Source organism: Streptococcus oralis, assembly GCF_004127215.1.
GTDB lineage: Bacteria > Bacillota > Bacilli > Lactobacillales > Streptococcaceae > Streptococcus > Streptococcus oralis_BD.
Genome location: NZ_QEWJ01000001.1, coordinates 469,300 through 487,773 on the forward strand (window position 1 = coordinate 469,300; position 18,474 = coordinate 487,773).

18 protein-coding genes and 1 pseudogene are annotated in these 18,474 nt (G+C 36.6%); 2 read left to right on the top strand and 17 right to left on the bottom strand.

Translation table 11 applies throughout. The features are described 5' to 3' along the window. Positions 1 to 24: 24 nt before the first annotated feature. From DF216_RS02220 to slmA (DF216_RS10925), 6 genes and pseudogenes are all read right to left on the bottom strand, one after another. Positions 25 to 621 carry a response regulator transcription factor gene (locus tag DF216_RS02220; RefSeq protein WP_050390095.1) on the bottom strand — a complete coding sequence of 199 codons (597 nt, stop codon included), beginning with the start codon at positions 619 to 621 and terminating at the stop codon, positions 25 to 27. Next, entirely contained in the window at positions 602 to 1,330 is a 729-nt protein-coding gene (locus DF216_RS10920) for an ATP-binding protein (protein ID WP_240659311.1), read from the bottom strand. Before DF216_RS10920 ends, DF216_RS02220 begins: the two co-directional genes overlap by 20 nt. Before the next feature lie 926 nt (positions 1,331 to 2,256). Next, positions 2,257 to 4,272, bottom strand: a complete 2,016-nt coding sequence (locus DF216_RS02230) for an FtsX-like permease family protein (RefSeq protein WP_125828176.1) — start codon at positions 4,270 to 4,272, stop codon at positions 2,257 to 2,259. Between the two features lie 12 nt (positions 4,273 to 4,284). Beyond that, positions 4,285 to 5,019, bottom strand: coding sequence for an ABC transporter ATP-binding protein (locus tag DF216_RS02235; RefSeq protein WP_125828208.1), 735 nt, complete (start codon positions 5,017 to 5,019; stop codon positions 4,285 to 4,287). A 270-nt stretch (positions 5,020 to 5,289) separates the two neighbouring features. After that, a complete protein-coding gene (slmA, locus tag DF216_RS02240) occupies positions 5,290 to 5,466 on the bottom strand; it encodes a salivaricin M family lantibiotic (protein WP_125828177.1) in 177 nt (58 codons plus the stop codon). Positions 5,467 to 5,552: 86 nt separating this feature from the next. Beyond that, a pseudogene (slmA, locus tag DF216_RS10925) lies at positions 5,553 to 5,731 on the bottom strand (salivaricin M family lantibiotic). 283 nt (positions 5,732 to 6,014) lie between these two features. Between slmA (DF216_RS10925) and DF216_RS02250 the strand changes: the two are divergent. Further along, positions 6,015 to 6,923 (top strand): LysR family transcriptional regulator, encoded by a 909-nt coding sequence (locus DF216_RS02250; protein WP_001222589.1) that lies wholly within the window; start codon positions 6,015 to 6,017, stop codon positions 6,921 to 6,923. A gap of 57 nt (positions 6,924 to 6,980) precedes the next feature. Then, positions 6,981 to 8,780, top strand: a complete 1,800-nt coding sequence (locus tag DF216_RS02255) for an N-acetylmuramoyl-L-alanine amidase (RefSeq protein WP_129325823.1) — start codon at positions 6,981 to 6,983, stop codon at positions 8,778 to 8,780. A 31-nt stretch (positions 8,781 to 8,811) separates the two neighbouring features. Here the strand turns inward: DF216_RS02255 and DF216_RS02260 are convergent, their stop codons facing one another. The 11 genes from DF216_RS02260 to DF216_RS02310 form a co-directional block, all read right to left on the bottom strand. Continuing rightward, on the bottom strand, positions 8,812 to 9,129 hold the full coding sequence (locus DF216_RS02260; RefSeq protein ID WP_084971607.1) for a hypothetical protein: 318 nt from the start codon (positions 9,127 to 9,129) through the stop codon (positions 8,812 to 8,814). A 241-nt stretch (positions 9,130 to 9,370) separates the two neighbouring features. Beyond that, positions 9,371 to 10,234, bottom strand: coding sequence for a DUF6287 domain-containing protein (locus DF216_RS02265; RefSeq protein ID WP_129325824.1), 864 nt, complete (start codon positions 10,232 to 10,234; stop codon positions 9,371 to 9,373). 410 nt (positions 10,235 to 10,644) lie between these two features. After that, positions 10,645 to 11,778 carry a site-specific integrase gene (locus DF216_RS02270; RefSeq protein ID WP_125828209.1) on the bottom strand — a complete coding sequence of 378 codons (1,134 nt, stop codon included), beginning with the start codon at positions 11,776 to 11,778 and terminating at the stop codon, positions 10,645 to 10,647. Positions 11,779 to 11,815: 37 nt separating this feature from the next. Continuing rightward, positions 11,816 to 12,151: a DUF771 domain-containing protein gene (locus DF216_RS02275; RefSeq protein ID WP_125828180.1), complete on the bottom strand. Its 336-nt coding sequence runs from the start codon at positions 12,149 to 12,151 to the stop codon at positions 11,816 to 11,818. Positions 12,152 to 12,322: 171 nt separating this feature from the next. After that, positions 12,323 to 12,730, bottom strand: a complete 408-nt coding sequence (locus DF216_RS02280; protein ID WP_129325825.1) for a hypothetical protein — start codon at positions 12,728 to 12,730, stop codon at positions 12,323 to 12,325. A gap of 4 nt (positions 12,731 to 12,734) precedes the next feature. Next, positions 12,735 to 13,163, bottom strand: a complete 429-nt coding sequence (locus DF216_RS02285; protein ID WP_129325826.1) for a hypothetical protein — start codon at positions 13,161 to 13,163, stop codon at positions 12,735 to 12,737. 75 nt (positions 13,164 to 13,238) lie between these two features. Then, entirely contained in the window at positions 13,239 to 13,481 is a 243-nt protein-coding gene (locus tag DF216_RS02290; protein WP_129325827.1) for a hypothetical protein, read from the bottom strand. Between the two features lie 44 nt (positions 13,482 to 13,525). Next, positions 13,526 to 14,353 (bottom strand): hypothetical protein, encoded by an 828-nt coding sequence (locus DF216_RS02295; protein ID WP_129325828.1) that lies wholly within the window; start codon positions 14,351 to 14,353, stop codon positions 13,526 to 13,528. Between the two features lie 10 nt (positions 14,354 to 14,363). Next, complete coding sequence (locus DF216_RS02300) at positions 14,364 to 15,203, bottom strand: LPXTG cell wall anchor domain-containing protein (protein WP_129325829.1); 840 nt, start codon at positions 15,201 to 15,203, stop codon at positions 14,364 to 14,366. 19 nt (positions 15,204 to 15,222) lie between these two features. Continuing rightward, a complete protein-coding gene (locus DF216_RS02305) occupies positions 15,223 to 16,323 on the bottom strand; it encodes a phage tail tip lysozyme (RefSeq protein WP_129325830.1) in 1,101 nt (366 codons plus the stop codon). Then, entirely contained in the window at positions 16,324 to 18,474 is a 2,151-nt protein-coding gene (locus DF216_RS02310; RefSeq protein ID WP_129325831.1) for a hypothetical protein, read from the bottom strand.

Consider the following 18,474-nt stretch of genomic DNA (forward strand, 5'->3'; position numbering starts at 1 on the left):
AAAAACTGCATCTTCTGCAACTTTTTAATCTGGTGGAAAATAGCCCAACTGCTCAGCGATGTGAATCGCCTCCTGCCTGTTAGTCACCCCCAATTTTGAAAAGATATTCGCCAAGTGATTTGATACTGTACGTTTACTCACATAGACCTTGTCACAGACATCATCAATGGTCAAGCCATTTCTAACCAGTTCTAGTATCTCGATTTCTCGTGGTGTTAGCACCTCTACCATCACTTCATCTGAAAAGACTTTACCACCTAGATAAATCTTTTCCAATTTTTTCACCAACTCATCTGGGTTCATACTTTTGTCCAGAAATCCATAAGCCCCCATAGCTTTAGCTCGGTGTTCATACATTTTTTTACTGTAACCTGTCAAAATCACAACCTTACTAGAACAACCATTGTCGATAATCTCTTGTGCCAAGGTCAGCCCATCATCTTGATACAGACTCGTCAGGTTGATGTCAATCAAAATAATGTCGTAGTCATTAAAAGCAATCTCCGAGATAGTCGAAAAATTATCCACTAACTGGACCTTTTTAATGTTTTCCGATAACTCTAAAATCATCTTGATACTTTGGCTAAATAATTTATGATCATCAATTAACAAAATTTTCATAACACAACTCCTTATCAATCGGGAGAGTAATTTCTACACGAAATCTCTTATTATTTTCAAAAATCTGCATCTGACCACCTAAAACACTAATTTTATTAAACATATTTTTCAAGCCATAACCTAAGGATTTTTCTGTTTGAAGGCAGTCATTTTCAGAAATTATAAAAATAGCGTCATCATGCACATCAATCTTCAAAGAAATCGTTCCACCACTAGCGTACTTAACGGCATTGGTCGCCAATTCCTCAACCAGACGATAGACAATTTTATCGTAAGGAGATAAAAGCCTAAAGTGGACAGGAAACTGTGTGACGACTTCATTTTCTGCGTGATAGCGCTTAACAATCCGATTAATCAGCCCTTGATACTGGATGTCTAACTGCTCATCTGTTTCTACCATTGGCTGATAATAATCCATCCGTTCACGAATCCGCTGAACCAACTCCTCTGTCACCAGATTGATCTGTTCACCAAAAACTTGATTGCTACTATATTTATTGAAATTTTTTATTGCAATCACATTTTGCAGGATTTCATTGTGAAGAAATTCGGAGAACTGTTGTTCTGTGTCTTCATTTGCCAGCAGATTTTTCACCATACGGTTACGCTTTAAAAAGAGAACTTTTACATAATCCCTAGCATCTAGCATATCAGCGGAACGAAAGAAACGAATCAATTCTTCCGAACAAATCCCGAACAATAGTAACATGATATTCAAGACCAAAAAGCTCGTGTTTAAGTCTAAACGAAAGATGATAAAAATGCCTACTAACAAAAACATAACCAGTAAAAACAAGCGTGAAAAAGCTTTTATATAGGACAACTTCAACTCTGCTACCTTTTTCTGAAGAGAGTTAATAATTGTTTTGATATGCAAAAAAGCAAGTATTCCAAGAATTTCAAGATACCAGACTAGATTCATCACTCCTGAGCCCGTTGTATTGATATACAAAAAGAAATAAGAAAGAGGCAATATCAAAGCTAATATCCACAAATTTCGTCTCTGATACTTGAGTTTACTTTTCAACTCTTTATGATATAAAATCAGTAAAATCAAGGGAACAAGGTTTAAAAAGAAAGACGCAAACAAGGACAGAAAGAGAAAAATTGAAGGACTTAACAGATATGAACTAATGGTGATTAGTGTCAACACAAAGGACACACTCAACAGTTCTTCTCCCATTTTCTCTCCCAGAAAGATAATAGACAGAGAACTATATACCAATAAAAAAGAGTTGAGCGGATGAAGAATATCAAAAAAGTGCAACAGAGTGCTAGTAACTCCTTGATTAAATATGGATTGCCAGCTAATAAGAAACATCATCAGAAGCAACCAAAGTTTCAACTCACTATACCGAAAGGTCACAATATTACAAATATAACTAAATGCAATTAAAGCAATAATCAGCAATAAAACCAGCTGCAAGGAGAAATTTGTCGAAAAGTCCAGAGGAATCCTATAATAAATATAAATCATCAAAGTTAGATGATTAAAAATCGCCAACCACCACAATAAAAGTGAGTTTTTCGAGATCAATTTGACAAACTGTTTCATATGTATCCACTTCCTGAACTACTTTAATATCATTATAACACAATACCAGAATTGTCGGATAGGCAACTCTGGTATTTGACTTAATTTTCAATAATTTGCCAACTTACTCTGTAAGTCACTAGCAGGTAAAGGACAAAGAGTAATACCGCTACTCCCAGATAGGTGATATCAATAGAAATGCTGGTATTAGCGAAATTCTCAAAATAGCCCAAAAGAGCGGTACTCAAGGCAAATGCTAGCGGACCTGCGATGACCAGTGGAACCAAGAAATAACTTAGAATCTGTTGCAAAAGAATAGAGCGATTTTGCTTTCTCTTGTTCCCAAGAAGGTATAAGATTTGATAATCATTGACACTATCCAAAGCACTTGTAGAAGTTTGAAGGGACAAGATACTGAGGGAAATAATGATAAAAATAACACTGACAAAAATCATGACAAAGACGATGACGCCCATAAATCCAAGATAAATCTCAAAAATTCTTCCTTTCGTTTGATAGGTGAACGGATTCAACTCTGCTCCATCACGAGTGAAGTAGTATTTTTCAATCCACTGACTTAAGAATGTTTCTACTTTCCGTTTGTCGATATTTTTCTTGAAGTTGGCGACATAGGTCGTGTGGTCTTCCGTCAATCCAACTACTACCGTATCTGGTACAATCAAGGTTCCTGTGTCATTTGTACCCACTGACGATAAAAAGTAAACTGTTTCAAGTGGCTTTGAAGACGCAAGATTGAGAGAATAACCGTTAATCATGAGTGTTTTTGTCGTTAATAGAAAGTCCTGAATCTGCTTGGCAGTTCCTTTATAGTTGGCATTGACCAGAAATTGGTTATCTGCCAAGTCAACCGCTTTTTTCCCTTGCAGTTTGCGGAGATGATTGTAGGCAGAAATTCCTATAATCGGTACTTTTGATTCAGGAAGTTCCTTATCATGCGCCCAAAGATTGCTAGTATCAATCAAATCTTTATAGGTTAAATCACTAGAATAGATAGGATAGCTGTACTCCTCTTTGATGAGGTTAAAGTCAAATCCATCTGCTTTCAGCCTATCTTTTACAGAATCCTGAGCAAACTGGAAGTCTTGACCACGATAAAGATTGACAGATACGTCATAAGGAGAGTATTTGTTCAGCTCTCGATTCATAGTCGTATAAGCACTACCACTAAAAACGAGCAAGCTGAGTGCCAGGGTCAGGGTCAAGGATAAGACAGCCAACGTGACCGAATTACTATCAGCTTGTTTTGAAAATTGACGGATTTTAAAAGTGTTTAGTTTGTTGTAGTAGGTTTGAGGCAGTTTTCTAAGGGAAATCAAGATAAAATGGCTTAAAGTATTGTAAAACAAAATCACAAAAATCACGAAGACAGATACCAGCAAGATACCCCAGCTTTTCAAGAGTGATAGATGATGATAGTCTGAAAAATAGAGAGCACCAAAACCGATAACAGCTGTCGAAAGAATAAAGAGAAGTGCTTGAAGAACTGGCTTGCCTTTTGCCAAGACAGATTTCTTGACCCCATTTTCTTGAATGAGTGCAATGATATTTTGCTTTCTAAAGGTGAGAATGTCCATGACACCTACAATAAAACTAGTTACCAAATAGGAATAAACTAGTAAGATGATAGACTTTATATCAAAGAAAACCAAATTACCAAAGTAATTCGCCATGAAAAACTCAGAAGCCACCTTAGCTAGAACAACCAACAAGACCAGCCCAAGCAAAAATCCAAGAATCAAGGCGAAGATATTAACCAGCATGGTTTCAAAGAACAGGGTACGGATAATCTGCTTCTTCTTCATTCCCAGCGTTGCATAAAGTCCCAGCTCTTTCTTGCGCCGTCCCAGCACAAAATTTGTGGAGTAAACGATGAGAAAGGCAATCGCCGATAGAATCAGATAGGAAAGCAAGCCCATGTACTGGCTCATCACCGTCGTCAACATTTCCTTTGCTCCTGATAAACTCTGCATCACTGGATGGCTTGGTAAGGCATTAAAAGCGTATAGCAAGCTATAAATCAATGTCAGACTGAAAAAATAGATGGTATAGGTCTGTAAATTTCGAAATACATTTCGTAAAATCAATTTTGGATACATACTCTCCCCCTCCTATCTGGTACGGCTGTAAATCTCTCGCAAATACTGTTCATTAGATAAGCTGTTACGTTCCAAATCATCCATAATCTTTCCATCGCTAAGCAGCACCATCCGTGAAGAGTACTTAGCTGCGGCAGGGTCGTGGGTGACCAATAAAATGGTGATACCAAAACTTTTATTGATTTCCTGCAAAAGCGACATCAGTTTTTCAGAATTGGCAGAATCCAAGGCTCCTGTCGGCTCATCTGCAATAATCAGTTTAGAATCATCAATCAAGGCTCTAGCAGTTGCCACGCGTTGTCGCTGACCACCTGATAATTGATTGGGAAACTTATCTTTTAAGTTTTGGATATCCAGCTTATCCAAAATTTCTTCAATCTTTTCCTGATTTTTTTTGATAGTTTTCCCCTGAATTTGAAGAGGTAGAACGATATTTTCATAGACCGTCAAGGTTTCCACCAAGTTGTAGGCTTGGAAAATATAAGAAATGTTTTTAGCACGATAGTCAGCTAGTTCATTTTCCTTGGCATGGATGATGTCAAAATCTTCAAATCGAATCTCACCTGATGTTGGTTTATCAATCGTTGAAATACAGTTGAGGAGTGTTGTTTTTCCACTACCACTGGCCCCCATAATTGCCAGAAATTCACCTTTTTCAACGGACAAGTTCACATCTGATAAAGCATGAACGATATTATCCCCTTGACCAAATGTTTTCGTTAATGCTGTCACGATAAGCTGTTTCATCATTTCATTCCTCCGTTTCTTTATTACACTCTCATTATACGGTTTCTTTCAAGGTTTGCCATGAGTATTTTGTGCAATATATTCATGTTATAAAAAAAGCCGATACTTTTTTAGGTATCGGTTGATGTTGATTATTTGCGATCGTTTCTTTTTTTCATAAAGTAAACAATCCCTATGACAATAACTCCTAAGACCAGTACAGGTGCATAGAAGCCTAATGTTCCAATAATTCCTTCCATTTTATCCTCCTGTCAAAGAATAAAGGTAGTTTTATCCACAGCGCACGTTTGGCGAAGTACATTCATAAGAATATGTAAACCACCAACCACAACGGCCCTGTACTGTTAATCTAACAGCCGTATGCCAACCTGTAGCAGATTTACCATTCAACTCTTGGCTATTAATTTCATAATCCAAAGAATCAATCTCAAAGTTGTCTTGTTTCATTTGTATTTCTCCTCGTAAATATAACACTAAATCAAAGTGTTGTCAATGCTTTATAATAAAACATTAGAATTTTCCTTTTGTTTTATCTAACAACGAACATTATTTGTCGTACACTCATAAGAATAGGTGAAACACAATCCACAGCGACCTGCTAGTGTCATTTTAAAAGCTGTGTACCACCAGCTTCTGATTTCCCGGAAAGTTCTTAGTTTTCAACCTCGAAGCTTAGAGAATTAATCTCTGGACGACTTGTATTTTTAGCCATAAGGTTGCTTCCTTCTTTTAGATGATCATCTTTACAATAACTAGTATAAACTCTAGTACTGGATAAATAATGAGTAAATCGTGCAAATTTCTTATTTTCAAGTAAAATTTTTATAGTTCTCAATAAAGAAACAGCTAAACAATCACTTGCTCAGCTACTTTTTTACACTATTTCTTAAATTATTTAGAATTTTCTTCTTAGTTACTTTACAGAGACTCACACAATGCTCCTGATTTTTCTATCTTCTTTGCCCATTCTTCCGCAAGTGTGGTACAATAAAAACATGAGAATTCAACAACTACACTATATTATCAAAATCGTCGAAACTGGCTCTATGAATGAGGCAGCCAAGCAACTCTTTATCACCCAACCCAGTCTCTCTAATGCTGTTCGAGACTTGGAAAATGAAATGGGCATTGAAATCTTTATCCGCAATCCCAAGGGCATTACCTTGACCCGTGATGGGATGGAGTTTCTCTCCTATGCCCGTCAGGTTGTCGAGCAAACTCAACTTCTGGAGGAACGCTATAAAAATCCTGTCGCCCACCGCGAACTCTTTAGCGTTTCGTCTCAACACTATGCCTTTGTGGTCAACGCCTTTGTATCGCTACTTAAGAAAAGTGATATGGAAAAATACGAGCTTTTCCTTCGTGAAACTCGGACTTGGGAGATTATTGACGACGTCAAAAACTTCCGTAGTGAGGTCGGTGTCCTCTTCTTAAACAGCTACAACCGTGATGTTTTAACGAAAATGCTGGATGACAACCACCTGCTTGCCCACCATCTCTTCACAGCCCAGCCCCATATCTTTGTCAGCAAGACCAACCCTCTGGCAAAGAAAGATAAGGTGAAACTAGAAGACTTGGAGAACTTCCCATACCTCAGCTATGACCAAGGGACACACAATTCTTTCTACTTTTCGGAAGAGATTCTTTCACAAGAGCACCACAAGAAATCTATCGTGGTCAGCGACCGTGCCACCCTCTTTAATCTCTTGATTGGTTTGGATGGTTATACTATTGCGACAGGGATTTTGAATAGCAACCTCAATGGAGACAATATCGTTTCCATTCCACTGGACATAGACGATCCCATTGAACTAGTCTATATCCAACATGAAAAAACCAGCCTATCCAAAATGGGCGAACGCTTTATCGAGTATCTACTTGAAGAAGTTCAGTTTGATAGTTGATAAACCATCAGACATATTTTATAATATTTCTTAGAAAATAATGATTGGAGAATATCGTTGAAAAAGTTCATATTGGCAAGTACTGTTGTCCTTTCAATGGCAGGATTTGTCCAAGCACCTATCTACGCCGAGGAAAGCAATGCTAATCCTCCTGCTACTACCGAACAAAGCAACTCTAAGGAAGATAAGAAGGATCTTTCAACTAAAACTGAGGAGGAGGTTGCAACACTTCCAAAAGACTGGACAAAAGAAGAAGCCCCTAAAAAAGAAGGATGGCAGGAAGAAAATAAGCAGTGGCGTTTCTATGAAAACAATCAGCCCGTCCTCAAATGGAAAAAAATTCAAGATAAGTGGTATTATTTTGACCAAGAGGGAAATCGACTTAGTGATACTATCTTTGATGGCTATGTTCTCAATAAAGATGGGGTCATGGTAGAAAATAGTTGGGTGTATCTTGAAGGGAAATGGTACTACGCCAATGAGTCTGGAAAAATCATCCAGCAAAAATGGGAAAAAATCGGAGGATTTTGGTACTACTTTGACAAAGATGGTATCATGCTCAGTCAGACAATCGTTGATGGTTATCTCCTTACTAAAAGCGGGGCTATGGCGGAGAATGGCTGGGTGAAGGTTGACCAAAATTGGTATTATGTCACACCATCTGGCAGAATCTCGCAAGACAAATGGGAAAAAGTAAACGGTTCCTGGTATTATTTTGACAAAAACGGCGTGATGCTCAGCAAAACGACCGTTGGTGCTTACTTGCTCGGCAGTAGCGGGGCTATGGCGGAAAACTCTTGGGTGAAGATTGATCAAAATTGGTATTACGCTAATGAATATGGGAAATATAGCCAAGACAAATGGGAGAAAATCAAGGGAACTTGGTATGCTTTTGAACAGAATGGAGTCATGCTTTCCAATAAATGGAAAGGAAGCTACTACCTCAAATCTAGTGGAGCCATGGCTGAAAAAGAGTGGATCTTTGATAAGGCCTACAACAGTTGGTTCTATCTAAAAGCGAATGGAACCTACGCGGCTCGTGAATGGATTGGAGCCTACTATCTCAAGTCTGGTGGCTATATGGCCAAGAATGAGTGGATTTACGATAACTCTGACAAAGCACGCTACTACCTAGATGATAATGGACATTATGTTTCAGGAACCTACAAGATAGATGGAAAGGAACACTTGTTCCAAAAATACGGCCAATGGATTTCTGAAGTCTCAACAGAAGGTGGATTTGTAAAAGGCCAATACAGTAAAACTATCTTCCTAGATCCTGGACATGGCGGTCGGGATTCCGGTGCCTTTTATTACAATGTCGCTGAAAAAGATCTCAACATGCAGATTTACCGTAAACTTCGTGCTAAGTTAGAAGAACTAGGTTACAAGGTTCTCACTTCTCGCGATAGTGATATTGACGTTGACTTTGTTACCGAACGTTCTCGTATGGTTAATAAGACCAACTCTGACATCTTTATCAGTATTCACTTCAATGCTACTGGTAGCTCATACTCAAAAGCGAGCGGTATTCAAACCTACTCCTATAGTGATGAACCCGATTATCCAAGTAAGATAAATAAATACTGGCACAATCACCCTGATCGTATGAGTGAAAGCAAACGCCTTGCTGCTGCTATCCACTCCTCTCTTCTAGCAGAAACAGGAGCCAAGGATGCTGGTTTATTGGAAAGTAGCTTTGCCGTACTACGTGAAACAGCTAAACCAGCCGTCCTACTGGAACTTGGATATATGGATAATTTCACCGAAAGCCAACAAATCAGAGATAGCCACTACCAAGATAAACTGGTGGCAGGCATTGTAAAAGGTATCCAAAAATATTACGCTGGTAAATAACAATAAAGTCTCGAGAAACCTCGAGACTTTTCTATTTGTTTTCTTTTTTATCTTTATCAGGAAAGAGGTAGCCAAGTCCTACACAAGCTAGCACACCGGCACCAATTACCAAACCACTTGAGATTGGCAAAAGATCCAAAATAGCATTTGCAATGATAAAGGCAATGATAAGGCACATCAGACTAGCCTTATAGTCTTTTTTCAACAGATTTTCTAGAGTGAAATAGAGGAACAATCCCACTGGAATCAGTGACCAGAGGTTGACATCCAAACTTGGCCATCCAACAGATCCGAAATACAATACTAGCGCTGCTGCTACTAAAAATACAAGTCCCAATAATTTTTTCATTTTTTGTCTCCATTTTCTTTTTTTATTGACTTGAGTTATCTGATACTGACTCCTCACGTCCCTTACGAAAATTATTATAGCAGAGGATTTTTTCAAGAACAAGGCCTTTTGCCTATCTGGTCTATATCTCGGTCTAAGTGGTTGAATAGTAGTGATAAAAAAAGAAGCTCATTTGAGCTTCTTGATCTTACCAAGTACAAGAACATTTCTGAACTAAGTGAATCTAAAGTTAGATTCTAAACTAGTTTTTCTTTTCCTTAGATTCTAGAGAAGATTTGATTGCTTCACGATCTGCTTGTAGTTGAGCTAAGTTCTTTTCTTCTTCCTCAAGTTTACTGGTATCTGGTTTCACACGATAATAAACATCTTCTGGTTTCATTAACATAGACCCATAATCTTGGCCCGAAAGTAGTCTTTCTTCAGCATGATTGCTTTTATCCGTAATCTTTCCATCATCAGCAGGTTGCATAACAACTCCACTTGGAACAGCAACTACTACAAATCCTCCAGCAACAGAATCTTTTATCCACGCACTGATAGACGCTGTCTCAGGGTTACGACTATCTTGACCTTTTGAAACCTTTAATCCAACTACAGATTCGTACTTTTGATCATTTGTAAACCAAGTCGCATCTACTTCTCCAGAATTCGTAATAATGTATTCATTGCCAGATTGACTACGCCAAGTGCCTTCTAAACTAGACAAATCATTGTTCCTGATTGCTTCAATATCGAGTTTTGGAACGGTAGTTTCTTTCTTCAACTTGCTAACAAGTGCTTCTGCTTCAGTAATTTTGGTATCTAAAGCAGTCAGTTGATCCTTGAGTTTCTGAATTTCCTCTTGTTTATCCTTATCAGTCTCATCCGTTTTTCCTTGGCTTGTAGACGCTTGACTTGTTGTCTCTTTAGTTGAAACTGAAGTCGATGCTTGCTTTGACTCCTTCTTTCCGATCAGAGAATATGAGAAAACACTTACCAAGATCACAGTGACTGAAACAACGAGTGCTATACCAATATAGATTTTTAGATTTGGCGCCGACTTTGATTCAGACCGCTTACGTCCATTGATCTCTTCAAATTGTTTTTTCCGTTCTTTCTTATTCATAATTTTCTCCTTTTTGCTTTATTTTCACCCAAGCTTGCGAGACTTCATTCGTTACTATCCATGACCTTTTATGACTTTTTAAAAAAATCTAAGCAAAAATTGCTAGAATAATTCACTATAAAAACATCTCTAGATTGCTATCAAAACAAGTATTTATTATAATACATTATACCACAAAATATAAACTACCGTTTGTAATTATTTTTTAATAAGCCTAGGATATGTTTTTTAAACAGAAGCCATCTCAAATATTTCACCTTTTCTGTGTTTACAAAAAAGAAACCCATTAGGGCTTCTTCATTCTGCCGATTGCAGGGATAATGATAATGCTAATAAACGTTGATTTATCAAGACTTACAAGAATATCTGGTCAATTTTTGGTCAATTTTTTCTCTATCTTTTTTTCTTCTTTATTCATCCATCAAATCTCTAATTGTATCATATTCTTTATCAATCACCTCTTGCAATACATGACCATAAGTCTTGATAAGTTGCTGAATATCTTTATGACCCATCAACTTCGCAACTACCCATATATCCACTCCTTGCGCCAATAAATATGATCCGTATGTATGCCTTCCTGAAGTCGCAGACATTTCTTGACTACCAATTCCAAGTTCTGATAAACAAACTCTTAAATATTTATTAAGACCAGCATTGGTAGGTATTCTGTACCTTCTATCATAGAAAATCAAATCTTCCTTATTCAAATCTTCACGATCAAACAAAACTTTAGATTGTTCTTCCTTAAAATCTTTTAAAACTTGCAAAAGTTTATCATCAACAGGGATCTCTCTAATTGAAGTCTTTGTTTTTGGAGGAGTAAATACTTGTCTATCTCCTGAAAATCTCCGATATGTTTTTATCGTCTTATTTTCAAAATTAATATCTGACCAACAAACAGCCATTCCTTCGCCAACCCTAAAGCCAGTCTTAAATAAGAAATACAGCAAATAAGACATCACAGATTCACGATAATTAAATTTTGAACGTAAGTGAGATAGCAACCCTTTATAGTCCGAGATACTATGAAGGTACTTATCCTCAATATCGCCACCAGCTAAACCAAATATCTTTGCTCCATCGGTAAAATCATTCATAACTAAGCCACTACGTTTACTGAATTTTACAACTGTTTTTATATCTGCATTTAATCGGCTGACATGATCTTTAGTAACCTTCTCTCCATACTCATTCAATCGAATTTGATACTCTTTATGAGTAATTTGAACTGCTGGAATATCCGAAAAGATTTTTTCTATCATCTTTCCTCTAAAATAATAGCCGTCCTTTGTTGATTTTGCTTTTTCTGATGGTAAAATAACTAACTCATACCAATCTTTCCACAAGTCATATAAACTAGCTTTGCTATCAAATTTTGCCAAATAGTTAGATTGAAACAACTTACGCTCTTTCTCTTGCGCTTCATTCATTGCTTCACGCTTCGTCTTAAAACCTGAATTTGTCGCAACAACTTTTCCTGTTTTATCGAAAATTCGATAGTCCCATAGTTTATTTTTTCCACGTTGTCTGTAACTTGCCACAATAACTCCTTTCTGAATGGCAATCATCACCACTCTATTATATCATTAACAGTATTTTTTGATAATTTTTATCAAAATATTCTCTTGTCTTTCTAGCTAAAAATCTATATGGTGAACCTTTACTTTTGGGATAGAGAACAAATCCTTCTTCATTCTGTTCAATATCCACTTCTTTTTTTATTGATGGATTCAACAAAATATCATTTACTAGTTTAGTCTTACTAATAGACAATAATTCCTCTACCTTGTCAATCGTCCACCATTGACCTACTTCTTCTTTTTGAATCAAGTCTAAATACTCAGAACGACTAATCAACACCATATCAGATGGAATCGGAACTTCAATATTAAATACTTGTTTTGATTCTTTCATTTATGATTCCTCTACTTTTCCTATCAATTTCCGAACAAATTTTGAATACGTGCTTGAACCTTTTGACCTAAAATACGAATTTTATATCCTATCCTGGTTTCTTTATGTTCATTTTTTCTCCATAAAACGACAAAAAAACAAGCCATTTCTGGCTTGTATCTGATTATGATTTCAACTAGTGACTGCCGCAAATACAGCAGACCCTCCAAAAATAACAATTATCGCCATTCTTAAAATAGGATTATTAATATCCTTGAAGATTAAGACCATAAACAAAACTAAAATAAGAATAAATAAGACTAATGTAGCCATTGAATAACCACTAACCCTAGAAAATACCTGAACATGATACCACAACAACAGACCAGCAATAACTGTTAGAATTAAAGCAAACGCCAATAACCACCATGCTTTTCCATCGTCTTTAAACATAACTGTAACCGGATTTGTTATATTCTTTACTGAATCATTAAACGTACCCAATTCATGCAAATAGTACATTGTACCTACAACATAAAAAAACTGAATAATGACATTTAATAAAATCTCTTCAAAAATGGTATCCAAGTATTCTCTCATCTTACTACAATAACCCTCTTTCTTTCATAAGAACTTCGACAAAATAAAATCTCTTTTTCTTATCAGAAACTCTAAACAAATAAAATACAATGAAAAATAAAACAATGACGAATATAACCACACTTAAAATAAACAAGCCATTTACCAGAACATAAGATTCATTACTTAGTCCATAAGCCTTAGTAACTTTATCAGCAAAATCTACAAAGACCTTATACAAGCCCCCCAAAAAAGCGAGAAACAATACTAAAATCAAGGAATTGGCTATTGTCCCCTTCCTTTCAGAAATAGATTTTAACTCACTATACTCTACTTTCAATTCTTCATCAGAAAAAGAATTAACTTTATTTCTATACGCTTCACTTAGTCCACTACGATTTTTAAGAATAGTCTTTAAAAAAAACTGTTTTATCTTATCACTGTTATTACTCATAGTCATTCTCCTATTTTAAATTATTATATCACAAAAAACAAAACAAGCCATCATTGACTTGTCCTTCAATATGCACTATTTTGGTAACCGTTCATTAAGTTCTACAAATAAATTATGATACTCAAATAAAATATTTACTATTTTATCACACTTTCTTGATAAACTTTCTATCTCCATACTATAATTCTCCGATGAACCTTCTAATGCTTTATCATTTATTCCAACACGACTAGCTGTAAATTCCAAACACTTTTGATTATCTCCCAATCTCTGAGCTAATCTTACAGCATACATTTCCAACAATTCCACTTGATCCATTTTCTTCTCCTTAAAACAACAAAAAAGGCAGGGTTGCCCCTACCTTAACTATTTACCACTTTTACACTAACACCTTTCACTGTAAAAGCCTTTCTTCGACTTAAATCTAATCGGATTAATTTGAAATAAAAATCTAATTCTTTTCCAAAAGGATATACTCTAAACACTAAATGATATATTTGATCTACATCAGAAAATCCCTTTTTCAAAGGAGCTTCAAAGCCATTCCATGCTTCTCTACAATAAGCAATACCTGTAAATCTTTCAACATTCAAAAAACTTAATTCTACAATCCCTTGATAAGCTTCTTTTACTACACGTTGATTAATCATAATCATTCGTTGGTTTACATCGCTTTCACCTTCATCTACATAGAAATTGATTTCAGGAGGAAAAGGATCAGTCGACTTCTTAATACCAAGATATTCCTTATTCAAGACATTTTTAAATAAATATCGTTGAAATAGCTTTGCTTGAAACCACTTCATAAACTGATAAATACCAATGCCAAAAAGAGCCATTAAAATCCATAATGAAAATTCATTCTCTTGAAATGGAAAATCTACTGCGATTGAAAAAATCGAAACTAACACAATGCTTCCAAAAAATGAATAAAAGAATCTCTCAACACCAAAACGCAATTTTGAAAAAGAAACAGATAAGATAAAAATAATCATTAAAAATCCTAAATAATTTAGACTAATCTCAAGTATTGCTGATATTTTTTTAATCAGAACGGCACACGCTATCATTTCAAACACTAAAGATTGCCATTTTAACAACTGACCAACCAGCCAATTTACTCCACAAATCGCAGATAATTTATATCCCAATTTATCAGCTTCCTTCACAATTCTAAAAAACTCTTTCATACTATCCACCTTAATTCAATTTACGTCGACCCAAAACAGTCGCAATGAATCCAATCAAACCCCAAACAGTCGCAAAAATTGTACTTGCCGTTCCAGTATTCGGAAGAACCTTCAACTGTCCTTCTTTATCCTTCAAAGCGATTGTACCGTCTTGCTGTTTCACAGCGCCAATTTCGTAAGGTTCTTTTTCTTGATAGTCACCTTCGCTTGTTTCAACGACTACCTTTCCTTGATTGGTAGAAACTACTTTATGACCTGTATTTGTTTCAATAGGCTGCTCTTTGATTTCCTCTTTAGTAACATTCAAAGGCTGCGGAGTATCTTTTTCTTTTACTCCAACATTCTCTTCTGCCTTTTGTTTCGCTTCCTTAACTTCAGGAGTATCTTCTACAGCAGGCTTCTTATCTTCTTTTGACGTTTCTTCTTTCGGTTTTTCCTCCGTCGGTTTTGTTTCTGCTGATGGGGTAGGTGAATCAACGACAATGCCTTTACCATCCTTATCCTGCTGTTTATCAGAATCACCACCCAAATCCAAATTATCATTCACCTTAGGCGCTGGTGTTTCTGCAGGTGCTTCTGTCGGCTTTTCTTTTTCCGTAGGTGTTACAACAATACCACCTGTTTTATCATCAATAGGCTTCTCACTTTCACCACCAATCAAAACCGTTGATGACTTATCCTCCTTCGGCTTTTCCTCCGTCGGTTTTGTTTCTGCTGATGGAGTTGCTACAATACTTGTCGTATCATTCGTGACCGTACTATCACCACCAAGCGAAAGTGTATCCGCAAAAGTCGTCGTTGCCGAACTCAAGATAGCCACAGACAACAATGTTACAAATTTCTTATTCATTTCTTTTTTCCTCTTTTCTTTATTTTCCAATTACATAATAAAAATTCTTCGCTTCCTCAGCACTAAATACACGATAATCTGTGATTCCAGTACCTTGTCCACTTTTGACAAAGTTACATTCAGAAATCAGAATTGATCCATCATCTTTCACATCTTCTACAAATGCCACATGACCATAAAGACGGTGACCACCAGCTTGCGTTCCTTGAAAACTAACTGCCGAATGCTTCGTAGGAATATTCGTTACTTCATACCCTGACTTATGCGCCCAATCTTGACCATTGCCCATGTATGGATCAAACTGTATTCCAAATTCTTTAGCACGATTGAAAACATACCAAGTACACTCGCCGTAAGGATAGGATTCAGTTATATAACCTTCCTTTGTAATTTCCTTATCAATGGAATAGCCGTTTGGTATCTCCATTGCAACTTCTCCAGGAGCAATATCTAAACTACCAGCTATTGCATTCCCACTTGACGAGCCATCCGATTCAATCGTACCCTTAAAGACTTCATACCACTTCTTGCTATCCTTCTCCAGTTTTTCTAGCTTAGTCTGACCATCTGAAAGCAATACACCCTCATAATGTTCTGACCAATACTTAGCACTTTCAAAAGGATCAGTTGCTTTTTGCATGTAGTCTTTTACTTTTTTATAGCCATGATTCAACTCATAGGACATCAATTCTAGTTGAACTGTACTATCTAACGTTCGAGAGCTTGCATTCGCCCATCGATCACCATTGATTGTATTTCCATCCCAGCCTGACCATTGAAAGTAGCCAGCAACTCCACCTGATGGATTCGTTAGTTTAGGATCAAAGTCACTTTCTCTTTCAGCATTTGCCAAAGAGCCACTAGCACCTTCCAAAGTGAACTTCTCTTTTGAAAGTTCCCAGTTTAAAATCTTAATGACATCTTCTGCACGTTCAACAGAAATATTGGCTTTTTGAGCCACTTCTTGCGCTGTTAGACGTGTTCTTTTCCCAGTTGTGCTTCCTGACGAACCACTAGCAGAACTCGTAATCAGTCCACCAAGAAGAAGCATTAAAAACAAAAAAGAAAGTAACGGTAATAAGAAGCCAAGCAGGGCAAAGGTTCGTCTAGTCTTTTTCATCTACGTAGCTAACCTTTCTTGTAAACCAAGTCTACCTTTTTTCCTTTGTAGTTTGCGGATTCTTTCTTTGCGTTCCAAGCGCTTCAAAGATGGCAAATCAGCCGTTTCTTTCCATACACCATTTTCAAATTTTCTTGCCTTTGGTGTATAGCCCTTTATTTCCTGCTTTCTATGCATGCTTTCACGGACTCTACTTTGTAAAGTCGTATAATTTTCTTCATTTACACTTCGCTTATTTTTATCCTTTTCTCCATAGTTTTTGAAATACTCAACTTTCATCTTTGCCCGGTCAAGCATTTCTCGTCTATGTGCCTTTCTCCATTCAACTTTCTTCGCACGTTTTATCTTTCGCGCCATATAGTCATCATTTTGAGGGATTTCCATTTTGGCTAGATTGCTTCTTTTTTCCAAGCGATTTCCATTCCAGTTTTTCAAGGGTTTCGCCTTGTCATCGACCCATCTTTGAGCATTATTTTTGGTGATTCTTGCCAAGGATTTTACTCGGTTAGGAACTCTATCTCCAACCTTCGTCGCAAATGTTTTTGCCCTTTGCTGCAAGTTCATTCCATTTCCTAGACGACCTAATCGACCTCTTGTCAAACTAGAAAGAGGATTCCCCTTTCCATTCATAAAGGATAGCAGGTTGTGTCTATTCTTAAATAGCCACCAAATCACAATACATTTCAAAAACGTTGCTACAAGACCAGGTCCTCCACCAAAATCTTCTATGTAACTTGACATATTTCCGTAAATAATCGGAACAATAACGCTTGCTAGACTGATAGCAGACGAAATCAATAAGAAGGAGATGCCTTTTTTAGAAATGCCACCAAAATAATGACTAAATTGTGGGAACAGGCTCAAAATTAAAGCAAATGGTAAAATCAATAACAATACCGCATAAGAAAGCAAAATCACTACTCGACCTAGCCCCATTGAAAGATACACAATACCGACTACAACAACATCAAAAATCGAGGTAAAAGCATAAGTGAACTTATCAGACCATTCATCAACCAAATTTTGACCTTTGACATCTTCTGTTTCGTTTTTGTCATTCTTTTTGGTCAGGGCTTTGATTTCTTTATCCGATAACTTGAAATTCCCTTTACCTTCCTGATAGTTGGTCAAATCTTGGAAATCTTCCTCTGAAAGATAATAATTTCCCTCACTATCTTTTTTAGAGTTCATATTCTTGTATGCAGGGATAATCGTTGAGTTAAAATAACTTTCAGCCATCGACGTATCTACAGTCCCCACCTTTTTCACAATCTCCGTCTGAAATTCTTTTGTAATCTCATCCGTGACATTATATAGATGAATAGGAAGATAACGCTCAGGACTGCCATTGATTGAAATTTTAGTGAAAAAACCACCAACAACCGCAAATACCAAGCCAAGTTTTAAAGCCGTTTTGAAAACTTGTCCGCCTTTAACCCACACAGACAGAATATAGACAGCCATAAAAACACCTGCAATATATTTTGTCGTTGCCCCAAACAAAACAGAGAAGACAGCACTTGCCATTTCTACAACCTTGTTCAAGAATGGCGATACATCCGTCATTTTTTCAACCGCAGATACTAGACTTACAATGATTCCAAACAAAAACTTAGAGAACCAGAAAATAGCTTGAACAACTTTATTTATCCAGTAATTCCCAACCTCACCAAGACCAAACAAACCTTTGTCAAAATAGACATAGCTGGTCAAACGTTTCATTTTTGTCTTAAAATTGGCATAACTTAATTTTGTATTGGCTTTTTCTTCCTCTTCCTTCTTTTTCTTTTCCTCTTCTTGCTTTCTTTGAGTTTCCTTAACGCTATCAGCAACACCTTGATTCGCATTCGCACCGACAACATCCGAACTTCTTCTTAATGTATCATCAGTGATTTTTTCTAAGGAATCTTTATTTTCAGATGGACTAGGCTTAACAATACTAGAACTTGCACCTGTATTACCGCTATTGGGAAGCGTTAAGCCATCACTAGAACTAGATGAACTTGTCGAAGAAGAAGTTTTATCCTTCACAAAAGCTGGAGTTTCAGATAACGTGCCATTTGGCAGCGAAACTGTTCCTATATCCGCAAAAGCCAACAAAGGAAAGACAATAGAGAGTAAAAAAACAAACAGAGCTAGTTTCTTCTTCAT